Origin of the sequence: Vibrio sp. 1731, assembly GCF_033339955.1 — a bacterium.
Taxonomy (GTDB): Bacteria; Pseudomonadota; Gammaproteobacteria; order Enterobacterales; family Vibrionaceae; genus Vibrio; species Vibrio alginolyticus.
This window is the reverse complement of the sequence record NZ_JAWOVO010000009.1, coordinates 128,395-141,994: the sequence shown is the minus strand read 5'-3', so window position 1 is coordinate 141,994 and position 13,600 is coordinate 128,395. Positions and strand designations below refer to the sequence as shown.

Annotated in this window: 17 protein-coding genes; 10 read left to right on the top strand and 7 right to left on the bottom strand. The window is 43.5% G+C overall.

Going from position 1 to position 13,600, the window contains the following annotated elements:
* Window positions 1-29 precede the first annotated feature (29 nt).
* Both hutX and hutW read right to left on the bottom strand, forming a co-directional pair.
* Entirely contained in the window at window positions 30-533 is a 504-nt protein-coding gene (hutX, locus tag R7035_RS12790) for a heme utilization cystosolic carrier protein HutX (RefSeq protein WP_005375329.1), read from the bottom strand.
* Between the two features lie 32 nt (window positions 534-565).
* The gene (hutW, locus tag R7035_RS12785) at window positions 566-1,936 is read right to left on the bottom strand and encodes a heme anaerobic degradation radical SAM methyltransferase ChuW/HutW (RefSeq protein WP_025768508.1); all 1,371 of its coding nucleotides are present in this window, start codon (window positions 1,934-1,936) and stop codon (window positions 566-568) included.
* Between the two features lie 160 nt (window positions 1,937-2,096).
* Here hutW and R7035_RS12780 point away from each other — a divergent pair, with 160 nt between their 5' ends.
* Genes R7035_RS12780 through R7035_RS12755 form a run of 6 tightly spaced genes read left to right on the top strand, consistent with a single transcriptional unit; the run spans window position 2,097 to window position 6,678 of the window.
* Complete coding sequence (locus R7035_RS12780; protein ID WP_064354554.1) at window positions 2,097-2,843, top strand: energy transducer TonB; 747 nt, start codon at window positions 2,097-2,099, stop codon at window positions 2,841-2,843.
* Window positions 2,843-3,541, top strand: a complete 699-nt coding sequence (locus R7035_RS12775; protein WP_017821236.1) for a MotA/TolQ/ExbB proton channel family protein — start codon at window positions 2,843-2,845, stop codon at window positions 3,539-3,541. The genes R7035_RS12780 and R7035_RS12775 overlap by 1 nt, the downstream gene beginning before the upstream one ends.
* Complete coding sequence (locus tag R7035_RS12770) at window positions 3,538-3,951, top strand: ExbD/TolR family protein (RefSeq protein WP_005375322.1); 414 nt, start codon at window positions 3,538-3,540, stop codon at window positions 3,949-3,951. The genes R7035_RS12775 and R7035_RS12770 overlap by 4 nt, the downstream gene beginning before the upstream one ends.
* Window positions 3,952-3,979: 28 nt before the next feature.
* Window positions 3,980-4,849: a hemin ABC transporter substrate-binding protein gene (locus tag R7035_RS12765; RefSeq protein WP_170893362.1), complete on the top strand. Its 870-nt coding sequence runs from the start codon at window positions 3,980-3,982 to the stop codon at window positions 4,847-4,849.
* A gap of 9 nt (window positions 4,850-4,858) precedes the next feature.
* Window positions 4,859-5,896, top strand: coding sequence for a FecCD family ABC transporter permease (locus R7035_RS12760; RefSeq protein ID WP_054578656.1), 1,038 nt, complete (start codon window positions 4,859-4,861; stop codon window positions 5,894-5,896).
* Entirely contained in the window at window positions 5,896-6,678 is a 783-nt protein-coding gene (locus R7035_RS12755; protein ID WP_005385036.1) for a heme ABC transporter ATP-binding protein, read from the top strand. The genes R7035_RS12760 and R7035_RS12755 overlap by 1 nt, the downstream gene beginning before the upstream one ends.
* Window positions 6,679-6,791: 113 nt before the next feature.
* Here the strand turns inward: R7035_RS12755 and R7035_RS12750 are convergent, their stop codons facing one another.
* Complete coding sequence (locus tag R7035_RS12750) at window positions 6,792-7,253, bottom strand: TetR/AcrR family transcriptional regulator (RefSeq protein ID WP_005385033.1); 462 nt, start codon at window positions 7,251-7,253, stop codon at window positions 6,792-6,794.
* A 607-nt stretch (window positions 7,254-7,860) separates the two neighbouring features.
* Between R7035_RS12750 and R7035_RS12745 the strand changes: the two genes are divergently transcribed.
* Entirely contained in the window at window positions 7,861-8,160 is a 300-nt protein-coding gene (locus R7035_RS12745; protein WP_005375307.1) for a YfcZ/YiiS family protein, read from the top strand.
* A gap of 88 nt (window positions 8,161-8,248) precedes the next feature.
* On the opposite strand, the gene R7035_RS12740 is transcribed toward R7035_RS12745, so the two are convergent.
* Window positions 8,249-8,521: a YnjH family protein gene (locus R7035_RS12740; protein ID WP_170890007.1), complete on the bottom strand. Its 273-nt coding sequence runs from the start codon at window positions 8,519-8,521 to the stop codon at window positions 8,249-8,251.
* A gap of 319 nt (window positions 8,522-8,840) precedes the next feature.
* Between R7035_RS12740 and R7035_RS12735 the strand changes: the two genes are divergently transcribed.
* Window positions 8,841-9,440, top strand: a complete 600-nt coding sequence (locus tag R7035_RS12735) for a hypothetical protein (protein WP_170893363.1) — start codon at window positions 8,841-8,843, stop codon at window positions 9,438-9,440.
* Between the two features lie 76 nt (window positions 9,441-9,516).
* Here R7035_RS12735 and R7035_RS12730 read toward each other — a convergent pair whose 3' ends face one another.
* Window positions 9,517-10,623, bottom strand: a complete 1,107-nt coding sequence (locus tag R7035_RS12730; RefSeq protein WP_136976508.1) for a 1-acyl-sn-glycerol-3-phosphate acyltransferase — start codon at window positions 10,621-10,623, stop codon at window positions 9,517-9,519.
* A 191-nt stretch (window positions 10,624-10,814) separates the two neighbouring features.
* Here R7035_RS12730 and R7035_RS12725 point away from each other — a divergent pair, with 191 nt between their 5' ends.
* Window positions 10,815-11,423, top strand: a complete 609-nt coding sequence (locus R7035_RS12725) for an AraC family transcriptional regulator (protein WP_318146156.1) — start codon at window positions 10,815-10,817, stop codon at window positions 11,421-11,423.
* 109 nt (window positions 11,424-11,532) lie between these two features.
* Here the strand turns inward: R7035_RS12725 and R7035_RS12720 are convergent, their stop codons facing one another.
* The gene (locus tag R7035_RS12720; RefSeq protein ID WP_005375301.1) at window positions 11,533-12,015 is read right to left on the bottom strand and encodes a hypothetical protein; all 483 of its coding nucleotides are present in this window, start codon (window positions 12,013-12,015) and stop codon (window positions 11,533-11,535) included.
* A 14-nt stretch (window positions 12,016-12,029) separates the two neighbouring features.
* Window positions 12,030-12,563 (bottom strand): nicotinate-nicotinamide nucleotide adenylyltransferase, encoded by a 534-nt coding sequence (locus R7035_RS12715; RefSeq protein WP_054578655.1) that lies wholly within the window; start codon window positions 12,561-12,563, stop codon window positions 12,030-12,032.
* A gap of 178 nt (window positions 12,564-12,741) precedes the next feature.
* On the opposite strand from R7035_RS12715, the gene nadE reads away from it, so the two are divergent.
* Window positions 12,742-13,572 (top strand): ammonia-dependent NAD(+) synthetase, encoded by an 831-nt coding sequence (nadE, locus tag R7035_RS12710; RefSeq protein WP_005375299.1) that lies wholly within the window; start codon window positions 12,742-12,744, stop codon window positions 13,570-13,572.
* Window positions 13,573-13,600 lie beyond the last annotated feature (28 nt).

Genomic DNA, 13,600 nt, shown 5'->3' with positions numbered 1-13,600 from the left:
TTCGAGTTAAGCCTCGATTATGTTTGTGATTACTTTTTTAATTCGGCTTGTAGGGCGCGAAATGCGGTGACTTGCTCTTCAATCAACTCGCGCTTTTCGTTACGGCCTAAATAAATCTTGAAAATATTGCTTCCGCACTCTGAGAAAAAACCAAAATAGTGACTCTCTCTACCCATAAACGGTTTACTGACTAATGCGACATTTTTAACGTTATCTAATTTAAGGTGGCCGTGCAGTTCACCTTCTCTACCCATTAAATTGTAATAGCCACGCGCCACTTTTCCTTTTGGAAACGGCGCTTTAACTTCAAAGATAGAACCAAAAGAGTGGACGATGGTCGTCACCGGGCCAAAACCAACCAAACTTTCTAAGATGCTTTGCGCTTGCTCTCCTGGTGCAATAGCCACCATTTCCTGAGGTAGAGCCGCAACAACCTCAAACTCGGAAATGCCAAGACGCTCTGCCATCGCAGCTGGCAATAATTGTGGTTCTTGCTCTAGTAATACTTCAACTTGTTGCTTGATTGATTCCATTGTGTCTTCCGTTTTTGTTCAATTTGTTTTCATTAATTATTGGATGCTTTCGGTACGGTTTCGTTCATCTCTGACGTGAGTACCTGAATACAACTTTGAGCCAATGACACAGCCCAGAAGCTGCCTGCAAGAGTAAGGACTGCGCTACGTTCATGTAGTTGTACTAAGCCTTTCGCTTGCCACACTTTAAATAGAGGCAATAAAAACCCGAACGCGTCCTCTCCCATAAATGATGGAAGTTGATTTGCTTGAACAATGCCACGGTCAAACGCAGATTTGAGTGCAGAAAAAAGTGGTTCTAGAGGGCTTTGCTTCATCATCATCGCGATGGTGCTTTGACCTTCTTTGACCGCTTTAATATAGGTCTCTAGTGTGCGGTGTTGCATCATCCCGTAGCCACCGATATTACCTCCAGCACCACAGCCAATTGGCAATACCTCTGCATAAGTCTTGGCTAAACTATTGTATAAACTACGCTCGCGGTTATCGATTGCCCAATGGTTCACACTAAGTTGCTTCATATGGTGTTTGGCCATAAAGTTCACACCGAGCTCATACATTCCCGCTTTTTCTGGTGTGGTCGCAGGTGGCGGGATTTTTCCCTTTTCTACGAGGTTGAGCATGGGAGCTGACCCACCAACCACTAACTGATACAAGTCCAGTCCGTGTGCGCCAGTCGAGAGGAAATCATTTAAATCTTGCTCTAACACTTCTTTGGTTTGATAAGGTAAGCCATAGAGTAAATCAATAATGACCGGAATTTTGTCTTCTTTGGCGATCTCGCTCACCCGTTTGAGGACATCTTCTCTATCATCTAAACGTTTTGCGCTGCGGCGCACTTGTGTATTAAAACTTTGCACACCAAAAGAGAAACGATTAAACCCACCGTCTAAAGCGCCTTGATACAACTCATCAGAAAAACGATTGATGCGACCTTCTAAGGTGATTTCGCAGTCTGCGGCCAAAGGAAAGTGGTCTCGGATAGCCTGGCCTAACACACGAACCTGTATTGGAGATAAATCCGTTGGCGTTCCGCCCCCGATATATACGGCGTGAAAAATACCATTTTGTGTCCAAGGTAATGCCGCTTTCTCTCTAAGCTCCTGCATTAATGCTTCAAAGTACTCATCAACCAGTGTGCGACTTGCAGCATTTTGAAAGAAGTTACAAAAAGTGCAACGAACGCGACAAAACGGAACATGAATATAAAGACAGCGCTTATTGGTCGCTTTAATTGAGTTAGCCGTAATACTCGAAAAAATCGCCTGTTGTTGAGACGAGGGCACAGGTACGCTCGCTCCCCCGGCATGTGCAGAATGCTTCTTAACAAAAGCAAATCGCAATGGATCAGGACTATCACTGCCCAACACTGATTCATCAAGCTTATCGATATCGACGCTCATATATACTCGCTTAACTCCCATCATGTAAGGGATGGAAGCTGATCTTGAAAATTCTGCAAGAATCATAATTTGAGCGTAATGATAATGCAATTGATAATTGATCTTATTTCCATTGTAAGTAATAATCTGCCCAAGTTTTCATAGTTTCCCGAGATATTGCGTGAACGTACAAAGATATGTCATTGCAGGAGGTGCTTCCCTTGCCATCCATGCCGCACTTCTTTTTGTTTCTCAAGAGACAAAGGTGTTCGCGATGCCGGCTGGAAACCCAGCAAGTTCGGTAAGTCTAAATCTTGTGTCTGCTCCTCCAGCTGTCGAAAAATCTACACCAGAAAATGTAGCACCACCAAAAGAGCAGCAGCCTCAAGACCAACCTGAACCAGAAAAGAAGATTGTAAAAAAACAGGTCGTCAAGAAAGACGCTGTTAAGAAAAAGGTAGTAGAGAAAAAACCTGAACCGGTTAAACAATCTAAACCTAAAGCGGTCGAGCCCACCAAAACCGTAACAAAGCAAAAGGTTCAGCCCGAAGCGAAACCAAAGAAAAAAACGGAACCAGTGAAGAAAGAGACGGTAGCTCAACAATCCGCACCTGCGAGCCAATCCAAAGGGGCAACGTCTCAGCCTGTCTTGGTCGACAAACCAACGTTTGTGAGTCAACCAACACAACCCCGTTACCCAAGGTCTGCACAAAGACGTGGTATTGAAGGTGTAGCCTTGTATGAGATATGGCTAGATGAGAATGGTAACCAGATTAAACAGGTTTTGATTGAGTCTTCCGGCACAGAGTCGCTAGATGCCTCAGCACTTCGTGCGATCAAACAGTGGCAATTTACACCACATATTTCAGGTGGGCTAAAAGTCGCTCACCGAGTACAAGTACCTGTTCGTTTTAAGTTGGATGGATAATGGAACAACTACAAGAATTACAAACTCAATTTGGGCTGATGACATGGCCTTTGATCATTTGCTCAGCTCTAACCGTGATGATCATCGCCGAGCGATTATTCCATGTGTTAATTAGCCTTGGTGTAGGAAAGCGAGCCATTCGCCAAAAGCTCACAGGATTAGACCCAACAAATGGGAGCGAACTTGAAGCACTTGCTGAAGAGTTGTCGAATAAGCGGCCGCTTCTGTACCGTGGTGTTGCGATGTTGCTTGCTCATCATTCTTTCTCTAAATCTTTAAGAGAGGATGCCGCAGGTATTTGGCTGCAAGAAAAACGCCATCAGCTGCATTCCGGCCTTCGTTTGCTGACGCTGATTGGTGTCATCAGTCCTTTAATTGGCTTGCTTGGTACGGTACTTGGCCTAATTGACATGTTCAAAGGCATCGCGGTTTCAACGGGGAATATCACTCCGAATGATTTGGCTGACGGCCTAGGTCTTGCTATGCGCACCACTGCCGCGGGTCTCATTATCGCACTTCCTGCTATTTCAGGAGCGCAGATCATTGGTTTGTGGGCGGATCGTGTAATCGCCAAGCTTGAGCACACTTTAAACTACGTCAACTTATGGCTTGAAGGTATATCGTTACAGCATGTCTCGCCAGACCACTCAAAAGTAACACTGCGCTCTTCTGGGAAGATTGAGGCCGCAAGTCAATGATTAAAACACCACAAGAAAATAGTCGTAACGGTTTAACCCCCGATTTAACACCGCTGTTAGACATTATTTTTATCGTCATGGTTTTCCTGATGTTAACCGCGGCGGTCAAACTCGATTCATTAGACGTCAATTTACCGAGCACAGAATCTCAGGCTGTTGCAGATGTCGATAAGCAATCCATCACGGTAAATATTCTTAAAGACGAGCCTTACTGGGCTATTAACGGCAAGACATACATCGATTGGGATAACTTTACCCTCGCGCTGTTAGAAGAGAGTAAATCAAGCGATAAACCAATTGTAATTGGAGCAGAAAAAACCGCGAATATTCAGTCGCTAGTACAACTTCTCGGCTTTTTACAAGAAAACGGAATTCAAGCTACTCAGTTACTCACTGAAGAGCCATCATAAAAATAAGTAAGATAGAGATCCTTTCAAAATGAAGAACACACGCATCACTATTCATGCTGTTGTCACGGCAGCCATTTCCCTACTTGCGAGTAGTCAACTTTTTGCCAATGAAACGCCATCCTCAGAGCGCGTTGTTAGCGCAGGCAGCGCCGTCACTGAACTCTTGCTTGAACTCGACGCTAAAGATAGCTTGGTTGCTATCGACGTCACCAGTCAATTACCAAAAGAAATGGAACTGCCTAAAGTGGGCTACCATCGTCGTCTTTCAGCGGAGGGGTTGCTCGCCTTACGTCCGACAAAAGTCATTGGTTCTGATGAGATGGGGCCGAAAACAACATTGAACCAATTGAAATCGGCTGGCGTAGAGGTAGAAATCGTTAATACTGATGCAAATGTCGAGGGCCTTTATCAACGTATTGATCAAATTGCGAACCTTATGGATCGCAAAGCTCAAGCTGAAAGCTTAAAGCAAGATGTCCAGGCGCAAGTACAAGCACTCAATGCAAACCAACCTGATCAAGCGAAGAAAAAGAAAGTGCTCTTTCTGCTGATCCATGAAGGGCGACCTGCAAATGTTGCGGGCTCACAAACGACACCCGATGCAATTATTCAACTCGCCGGCGGACAAAACCCAGCCGCTACACAACTCTCGTCTTACAAGCCTCTATCCACAGAAGCGATGGTAGAGATGCAGCCTGACGTGATTCTTGTTAGTGGTCGCAGCTATGAAACGTTGGGTGGTGCCGATGCAATTTTAAAAGCAATGCCGCTTCTTGCTGCAACACCCGCTGGAAAGAACAAAGACATCATAACGATTGATGGCCATGCTCTGGTAGGTGGTTTGGGCCTTAAAAGCCTTGCAGAAGCTAAACGCTTGAATGCACTGCTTTACCCATAGAGACATGACATGTTGTTAAGACGCATCCCCCTTTCAACGACGTTATCAGTGCTTAGTGGATTTTTAGCATTTATTGCTATCGCCTCTATTACCGTTGGCCCAATGAACATTAGCTTTGCTGACAGTTTGCGTAGCCTAACGGGAGGCAGTTCTGATCTCGCTCCTCACATTCAGTTGGTCATTAACGAAATCCGATTGCCTCGCACCATTTTGTGTATGTTCATCGGCGCCATTTTGGCAATTTGTGGTGTGGTTATGCAGGGCTTGTTCCGTAACCCATTAGCCGAGCCTGGTATCATTGGTGTGTCTGCTGGCGCTGCTCTTGGTGGTGCATTCGCTATTGTTGTATTTGCTGAATTTAGCCAAAACTATCCGCAACTAATGAACTTAGCGGCTCTGCCTCTTTTTGCTTTCATTGGCGGTGCACTAACGACTATTCTCGTTTATAAACTCGGCACAAGTAAGTTTGGTACCTCAGTTACAATTATGTTGTTAGCCGGCGTTGCCATCAGCGCGCTCTCGGGTGCTGCGATTGGCTACATGAACTTTATCGCAGATGATCAGATGCTGCGAGATTTGACGCTTTGGTCGATGGGCTCATTAGCTGGTGCAAATTGGTCAGGGATTGCTCTATCTGCTGTAACACTCGTCATACTATTGCTCTGGTTTCAGAAGAAGTCGATGGCGCTGAATGCTCTGTTGTTAGGGGAATCAGAAGCAAGACACTTAGGAGTTCCGGTTCAAAAACTCAAACGTCAGCTTATTTTACTTTCTGCACTGGGTGTTGGTATTACGGTGAGCATCAGTGGTGCAATTGGCTTTATTGGGCTCGTGATTCCTCACTTAGGGCGCATGCTCGCTGGGCCTGACCATCGAACGCTATTACCAATATCTGCCTTAATGGGAGCACTGCTTCTTACTGCCGCAGATATGTTTGCTCGTGTTGCCGTGGCACCAGCTGAATTACCAGTTGGAATCGTGACCGCATTAATTGGCGCGCCCTTTTTCATCTACTTATTGTTCCAGCAAAAAGGGAAGATTTTGTAATGAACCAGATCGTTTTATCGGGGAAAAACATTTCGATGACATATGGCAACCGTGTGGTGCTCGATGACATCAACATTGATATCCGAGCTGGTGAAGTGACCGCCCTACTCGGCCCCAATGGCGCAGGTAAAAGTACTTTACTCAAGCTTCTATGCGGTGAGATCTCTTCGAATCATCACATCACCTACTTCGGTAAACAAAAGCATGATTGGGAGCCTGAAAAAAGCGCCAAACATATTGCAATGCTCCCGCAGCACAGCACCTTAACCTTCCCATTTCTAGCCAGAGAAGTAGTAGAGCTGGGGGCAATACCGCTATCACTGTCCAATAAAGAAACCACTAAACTGGCTTTACATTACATGGAACAAACCGACGTATTGCATTTAGCAGAAAGCCTGTACCCGTCTTTATCTGGTGGAGAAAAGCAACGACTGCATCTAGCACGAGTGATGACACAACTACATCAATCTGGCGAAAAACGAATCTTAATGCTTGATGAACCTACCTCAGCGTTGGATCTCGCCCATCAACACAACACGTTAAAAATTGCTCGTGAAACGGCAAAAGCACAGAACGCTGCGGTGGTTGTGGTGTTACATGACTTGAATCTAGCCTCTCAGTACGCGGACCGCCTTGTACTCTTGCATAACGGGAAACTAGTTTGTGATGACACGCCATGGAATGCACTAACGTCAGAGCGCATTGAACAAGTTTATGGCTATCGCTCTATTGTGACAAAACATCCGACGCTAGACTTCCCTCAAGTGCATGCCGCAGCATAAAGCGTATCTCCTCTAAAGCCGTCTCGAAAACACTTTGATACGACAAAGGCCCGCAATATGAGAGTTGCGGGCCTTTGCTTTTATATTGGCAGAATTTGTTGCTTTAAACGCTATTACTTGCTCATTTGGATCAATGAACGACCAATCAACCACTCAAGCTCTTTGTCACCACCCGCACCAAACTGGCTTTCAACCATTTTGTATAAGCGGTCAATACCATTAGCAGCAAATTCTTGCGCATTTTCAGCGGTGACAATGTGATGGAATAGCAGTCGTAAAATCGCGAGGAACTCAGCATCTTCCAGCGCTTTAATCCAACTTTGTGAAAATGCATTTAATCCTTTATCAAACTCTAAGTGTTCAATAAACATTTTAAAGATACGGCCATCCAGTGCGGCGGTGAAGTCCGTTTTCTTAGGGAAGTGATGGCTAATACCGGTACGCGATATACCTGTCTGCTGGCTTAGCGTCGTGTACGACATTTTGTCGTAACCTAATCTGAGTAGCTGATCAATAACGGCATCCATGATCTTTTGGATAGTGATTTCGGTATCTTCTTTACTACGCTTTGGCATATTTTAAGCTCTTCTCTTTGTAAATCCATCTAACTCACTATTAAATGAGGCCAGAATGAAATCATTCTTAGCATTATACCCGGCTCGCCGATGCGGTTCGATTAGCGAAAACCTAGAAATCAGGTTGCTAAACGCTGCACTTGAAAGCGCTTTGGGTATATGTATTGCGACTATTTAATATCATGTCGAGTTCCAAACCATAACGTCTTTACACTGCGTAATGTGTAATTTTCAGTTATGTTTTTGTCAATACATGCTACTCAAAATAAGGCGAAAAGTTAGTCTCATCAAAACCTTGCGCCAATTATTCATCGAAACTATTCAAAGACCAAGAATGATAATTATTAAAAATAATCAATCAAGAAATAGTCTTATAAATTAACCATTAGTTCAACTGGACTGAGCAAAATCTCGTCACTATGTTCGTTAATTGATTTTAAATGTTGATATATATCACATTAACGTTCTTGATGATTTAGTAATCCAATCTTTAACCCTTACTTAACAAGTGCCTATTCTGTTCCTTTTTTACGCAAAAGTCGTCATTTTTGTAGATACAGATCAAATACCTGATAGAATACCCTTAGTATTTACAAGAGGATTCGTTATGAGTGTCGAATTAGAAAAAAACCAAGTATGTGAGGCCTGCGGCTGTGCTGGCGAGATAGGCTTTATCATCAAAGAAGGTGACGAAGTTGCCGACGTAACGGTTTTCGCACAGACAAAAACAGAGCTAGAGTCTGAACTACAAAAATACATCGAGCTCGCTAAATCAGTATGTGCTGATGTTGAATACAATGTTTCAGAAATAACCGAAGAATCGAACCAAGCGACGGCTCGATTCAAATTTGAAGTAAGTGCTGAAAAACTTATCTTTGAATTAAAAACTCGCTCACTCGCGCGTTAATGAAAAAAGCGAGCATGATGCTCGCTTTTTATTTTTCCAATCTCTTAATCTTAAACCGCTCTAAATGAAACAGACAACTTCGGCGCGTTTATTTATCTTTTTTGAACACGACCCACTTTAACGAGCCATTGGTTTCAAAATCGTTCTCAGCGGCACACATCAGTAATACGCCTTCAACATTAATCACGGCCCCTGTGGTGTAGGCTTTATCATCGTAGTAACAGATACGCTGACCTACCTTACCGTCAGCAACTATTAGCGCTTTGTTTTCTGGTGTACTGTATGATTTAGCAAAAACGGAACCCGACAGCAGTACTGCAAAAACACCAGCGGTAAAAATAGATACACTTTTTAACTTCATGAAAATCTCCCTCAAACCTCAATAATACTAACAAGGACCCTTGTGAAGTTCTTGGAAGAATCTCATATTATTCAAATATCTACTGATATTTTTCTCACCTCTACACTTGGGTCTGCTTCACATTCAATCATTTAATTTATCTCATTTTAGTAAGCTTGAAGTTACTTAGCGCAGTAAAGAAGCGCACACTTTTAGCGTGCATCTCTAATTTGAATATTTAAGTTATGAATCAAAAACTGTGAGCAAAAAATGCATAATAGGTTTATTTAAGTATAAGATAAGCACCTGTTGATCTCGGTATTTAACTAAATCTTTGACTATGCGTTTTGTTTCCCTATGCCTTACTTCAATCCTGCTCTGCTCGTCTCCTTTGGCATATGAGCTAGATTACTATTCTAAGTTTGGTCACATCGATAATTACGGCAATCTTGATCTTAGAAACAAGCCTTACACCCAACTACCCTCTGGCCTAGTGGTAAAGGGCAACTTAAACATCTCACAAACCCCTATCAAAACCTTGCCTAAAGAGCTTGATGTTGAAGGCAGTCTGGAAGCAACTAACAGCGCACTCAAAGTTATTCGCTCAGGAACAAAGATAAAAGGCTATGCAAACCTACTAGGTAGTAAGATCGAAAACTGGCCTAAAGGCATCAAACTAGGCGGTTACCTAAATCTGACAGATACACCGCTAAAAGCGCTTCCAGCTAAACTTCGAGTAAAAGGTGATCTAAGTGTTATTCGCACTCCTATCTCTGATCTTCCTGAAGGATTGGTGGTTGATGGTAATCTTTATATTGGAGGATCAGCGCTGAAAGTATTTCCAGACACAATGACGGTGAAAGGGAATATCTATTTAGGTGGTAACAGGATCACAAAATGGCCCAGCAATTTAACCCTTGGTGGCGCCGTCGCACCTTAAAGAGCAGATAAACAAAAGCCCCGGCAGACCGAGGCTTTAAGGCATTCTGAATCAACGAGTTCAGTGACGAAAGTTACTATTGATTATTCACAGGATTGGCATAGCTCGCCACCAAATAAGGTCTTGCGCCTTCAGGTAGCTGATCCAACTTATCCGCGAGATGACGCTTAACCGCTTCCGTAATGATGCTCGAATCTTCATGCCCAGCAGCTAACAAGTTGATTGGGTACAATTTGTAGTTGTTGTGAATTTGGCGGTCGATTTCACCAGCAAGAGCTTCCGGCGTTTCAAACTCTTGCTCAATCACATCACCAAACGCAACATGTACACGGCCTTTATAGCCAACGATACCTTGAATGATGCTTTCGATATCTTCAAATTCGCCTTTTTCATAGCGGCCATTTTCTGCTTTTTCGTACAGCTCTTTTGCTTTGGCAATGTCACATGGATCATTTTCATAGGCAATCGAGACAGGAACGATTTTCAGAGAACGCGTGTACTCACCAAAACTGATTTTTTGTTTACGACCTTCAACATGGAACATTTTTAAAATCGCAGGATCAGTAAAGTCGTTTCCATCTTTAGCACGACCTTCCTTTTGGGCAATCCAAATTGAATTGCCAGTATCAAGCGAATGTTTGATATAGCTTGACAGTTGTCCCAATGCTTTCATCATTTCTCTAGGCGCCTTAGCAGAGCGCTTAACGATGAAGCTCTTATTGAGTCGCATCAATTCTGTCGCACATGGCTTCTTCAGCAGGTTATCGCCAATCGCTATACGAACTGTACGGTGCCCACTTTGGTACAAGCCATAATTTACGAGCGCAGGGTCCATCGCAATATCACGGTGGTTAGAAACGAATAGGTATGACGTGTTTTTATCCAGCTTATCCAAACCAGAAAAAGTGACGCCATCCGTTGTCTTATTCAATGTATCTTTCAGATACTTCTTCACTTCAATCTGAATTGCTTCGACAGAATCAAGCTTGCTCCACTTGGCTTTCAGGTAGATTCGCAGGATCGGGCTCATTAGCGTTTTGAACCACGCTGCTTTATTAGCAAAGCGATGTTCTAGGATAGCAGTGATAAATTCATCATCTTGGATTAGACGATCCAGCGCTGCTGGAATTTCTTCGTCGTTGTAAGGACGAATTTCAATATAAGGATCGGTATTGGCTGTCATTGTTCATTACATATCAAAAAAAGCTGGCACATTTTACGCATAGTTTTGCTGACAAGCAGCATTTCAACCCATACTTTTAACATGGTCATACCAGTTAAGCCACCATTTATCATGCTAAAAAATTCTCTCAGCAGGTTGGAATCGTATGGGTTTAACGTTACCCTTAGCGCCAAAAAACACTGGTACTCATAATGAACTACGCAATTGAATTTCACGACGCTAAATACCCCTTTCTTGATGTAGCTGCGCGTAAAAAAGCACTGAAGCACAGTCTACTATCTGTCATCGAAGGGTTAGCCGTCATTAAATTGGGTAAGCAGGAGTATGCCATTGAACCAGGCCAATATTTTTGGATTCCTCAAGGATGTTTGAGCTCCCTCACCTTTTTACCTAATTCTCGTGTATATCGTTGTGATTTTTCTGTGCGTTTAAATGACGACTTCTCACAACAGGCGGGCTTTGTGAAGCCTTCACCGCTACTAAAAGCGCTCGTCGAGAAGCTAGCAACAACTGCCGAACGCTCGGATCTGCAAACCGATCTACTGACAATAGTAAGACATGAAGTATTGACGCTGTCTCCTAAACTAGCGCACTCAACGTTAACGAGAACCATCAATCAATGGACTCCTGGCTGTGACATGAATATTTCTAAAGAGCTTTGCTTGGTACTAACACTACGTGAAGCAAGAAAAATGAAACTGTCGGGGAAGAAGGAAGAGCAAATTGTTGACTCTCTTTTTGCTGGTAACACCGAAGAATATGAACAGCTTTGCTTTTTAGTCTTTGGAGAAGCGCTATAACTTGCTCTTCAACAAGCTACGTCTTCAGCATTACGGACACAGAAAGTAGATTAAAACAAAAAGGGCGTACATTGATAATGTACGCCCTTTTTTCATTTGCTTGAGATGTCTAGAAAGGTACTTCTATCTGCATCATCCAGTCAGCGTCATAATATTCGTGCCAACGATAATCAAACCGCATTCTTGGCTGTCCGTCTGATTTATCACCAAAACCAACGCTGAACATCAACCCGTGACTACGAAGCCACTCTTCTGTATCCATTTTACTCTCTTCGTCTCGGAGCTCTTCCGGCATCCAAAAACCAAGACCAAAGTAATTCTTTTCTAAGTTTTGAGTTAGAAGTGGGGTCTCTTCCGGCTTAATCGCCCACTCCTCCCAATAGTTTTCTGTTGGTCCTTCAAGCTTCGCTTCCGCTGCATACCAAATCAATGCTTCAGTACTTAACACGCCGATGGAATCTAAAATTTCTTCACAGATAGGAAGAGTGTTATCTTCAAACACCACGGAACGATCAGAAAAATAGTTACACGCGGAATGAGCTTGTGTCACCACAAGCAGCGCACATGCACTAAATAAAACGACTCTGACCATGAAAATCTGACCTCTCAGTTCCCAGACAATGTTTCTCTGTATAAGCCTTTACTAAGTAATAAATCACGTACGGAAGGTGTTGTATAGGCACCGATCTCTTCACCCTCGGCCAATGCTTTGCGAATATCCGTGCTTCTGACTTTTACTTTTTCAGGACATGCCATAACAGTCCAACGTTCCGTAATCTCTTCAGCTCTACTAAATTTAGCAAATTTGAAGAAATTATCAGGACCAATGACAAAAGTTATATCGGCAGTTGGGTAGATTTCTTGAGTTTTTTCTAACAACGCATAGGTCGTCACACTTTGTCCAGGTTGGTATAAAGCTTGCTCCGCATCAGAACGCTGAACATTAGAAAGCCCCATATCCTTGATGAACGCGTCAACCATTTTGCACCGAGTTGGGTAATCAAGCATGTTCTTGCCCCAAGCGTGTGCAATGCTCGGCTCAAGTAGCACAAGATCAAAGTGGCTCAAAGACTCAATAACACTTTTATGCCCTAAACTAGGTGGGTTAAATGCACTACCAAAAATGGCGATTTTTTTCATATCCGGTGATTACCTGGTTGAAGAGAGTTTTCTAATCTGATGATTTCGGTATGATACTACTAATCTTTACAGCTTTTGACCCTAAAGTCGCGTTTAATGAGCCTCAACTGTATGGTTTATCACCATTTGAGCAAATGTGCTTTAGAGTCTGAAATATTTGCAGGAAAAGGAACCCTAAATGGAACAATCCATCCGTGACGAAATGCGCGTACTCCCTTCAATTGATCCGCATTTTGAAATTGAACGCCGTGTCGCTTTTATTAAGCGTAAATTGCAAGAAGCGGGCTGTAAGTCTCTTGTTCTTGGCATCAGCGGTGGCGTTGACTCAACGACATGTGGTCGTTTAGCTCAGTTGGCTGTAGACCAGCTGAACGAAGAAGCGGGCAACAATAGCTACCAATTTATCGCAGTTCGCCTGCCTTATGGGGAGCAAAAAGATGAAGATGAGGCTCAGCTCGCTCTGTCTTTTATCCAGCCAACCCATTCTGTATCGGTGAACATCAAAGCAGGTGTTGACGGGCTTCATTCGGCTTCTCACGTTGCATTAGAAGGCACAGACCTTCTACCAACTGATGCAGCAAAAGTCGACTTCGTAAAAGGCAATGTAAAAGCGCGTGCTCGCATGGTTGCTCAATACGAGATCGCGGGCTACGTAGGCGGCCTTGTTCTTGGTACTGATCACTCAGCAGAAAACATCACTGGTTTCTACACTAAATTTGGTGATGGCGCTTGTGACATGGCACCATTGTTCGGATTAAGTAAACGCCAAGTTCGTGAAGTGGCTGCTACATTGGGTGCACCTGAGCAACTAGTGAAGAAAGTGCCAACAGCAGACTTAGAAGAGCTTGCTCCACAAAAAGCAGATGAAGATGCCCTAAGCTTAACTTACGAGCAAATCGACGATTTCTTAGAGGGCAAACCCGTTCCACAGCAAGTAAGTGACCGTCTGGTAGCGATTTACAAAGCAACGCAGCACAAACGCCAGCCAATCCCGACGATTTACGACTAAGCGATATTTTCAGCTCTCTTTAAAACTC

Excerpts from the sequence above, each read along its gene's own strand:
- hutX (WP_005375329.1), bottom strand. The coding sequence starts at position 533 with ATGGAATCAATCAAGCAACAAGTTGAAGTATTACTAGAGCAAGAACCA.
- hutW (WP_025768508.1), bottom strand. The coding sequence starts at position 1,936 with ATGAGCGTCGATATCGATAAGCTTGATGAATCAGTGTTGGGCAGTGAT.
- R7035_RS12775 (WP_017821236.1), top strand. The coding sequence starts at position 2,843 with ATGGAACAACTACAAGAATTACAAACTCAATTTGGGCTGATGACATGG.
- R7035_RS12770 (WP_005375322.1), top strand. The coding sequence starts at position 3,538 with ATGATTAAAACACCACAAGAAAATAGTCGTAACGGTTTAACCCCCGAT.
- R7035_RS12765 (WP_170893362.1), top strand. The coding sequence starts at position 3,980 with ATGAAGAACACACGCATCACTATTCATGCTGTTGTCACGGCAGCCATT.
- R7035_RS12760 (WP_054578656.1), top strand. The coding sequence starts at position 4,859 with ATGTTGTTAAGACGCATCCCCCTTTCAACGACGTTATCAGTGCTTAGT.
- R7035_RS12755 (WP_005385036.1), top strand. The coding sequence starts at position 5,896 with ATGAACCAGATCGTTTTATCGGGGAAAAACATTTCGATGACATATGGC.
- R7035_RS12750 (WP_005385033.1), bottom strand. The coding sequence starts at position 7,253 with ATGCCAAAGCGTAGTAAAGAAGATACCGAAATCACTATCCAAAAGATC.
- R7035_RS12745 (WP_005375307.1), top strand. The coding sequence starts at position 7,861 with ATGAGTGTCGAATTAGAAAAAAACCAAGTATGTGAGGCCTGCGGCTGT.
- R7035_RS12740 (WP_170890007.1), bottom strand. The coding sequence starts at position 8,521 with ATGAAGTTAAAAAGTGTATCTATTTTTACCGCTGGTGTTTTTGCAGTA.
- R7035_RS12735 (WP_170893363.1), top strand. The coding sequence starts at position 8,841 with ATGCGTTTTGTTTCCCTATGCCTTACTTCAATCCTGCTCTGCTCGTCT.
- R7035_RS12730 (WP_136976508.1), bottom strand. The coding sequence starts at position 10,623 with ATGACAGCCAATACCGATCCTTATATTGAAATTCGTCCTTACAACGAC.
- R7035_RS12725 (WP_318146156.1), top strand. The coding sequence starts at position 10,815 with ATGAACTACGCAATTGAATTTCACGACGCTAAATACCCCTTTCTTGAT.
- R7035_RS12720 (WP_005375301.1), bottom strand. The coding sequence starts at position 12,015 with ATGGTCAGAGTCGTTTTATTTAGTGCATGTGCGCTGCTTGTGGTGACA.
- R7035_RS12715 (WP_054578655.1), bottom strand. The coding sequence starts at position 12,563 with ATGAAAAAAATCGCCATTTTTGGTAGTGCATTTAACCCACCTAGTTTA.
- nadE (WP_005375299.1), top strand. The coding sequence starts at position 12,742 with ATGGAACAATCCATCCGTGACGAAATGCGCGTACTCCCTTCAATTGAT.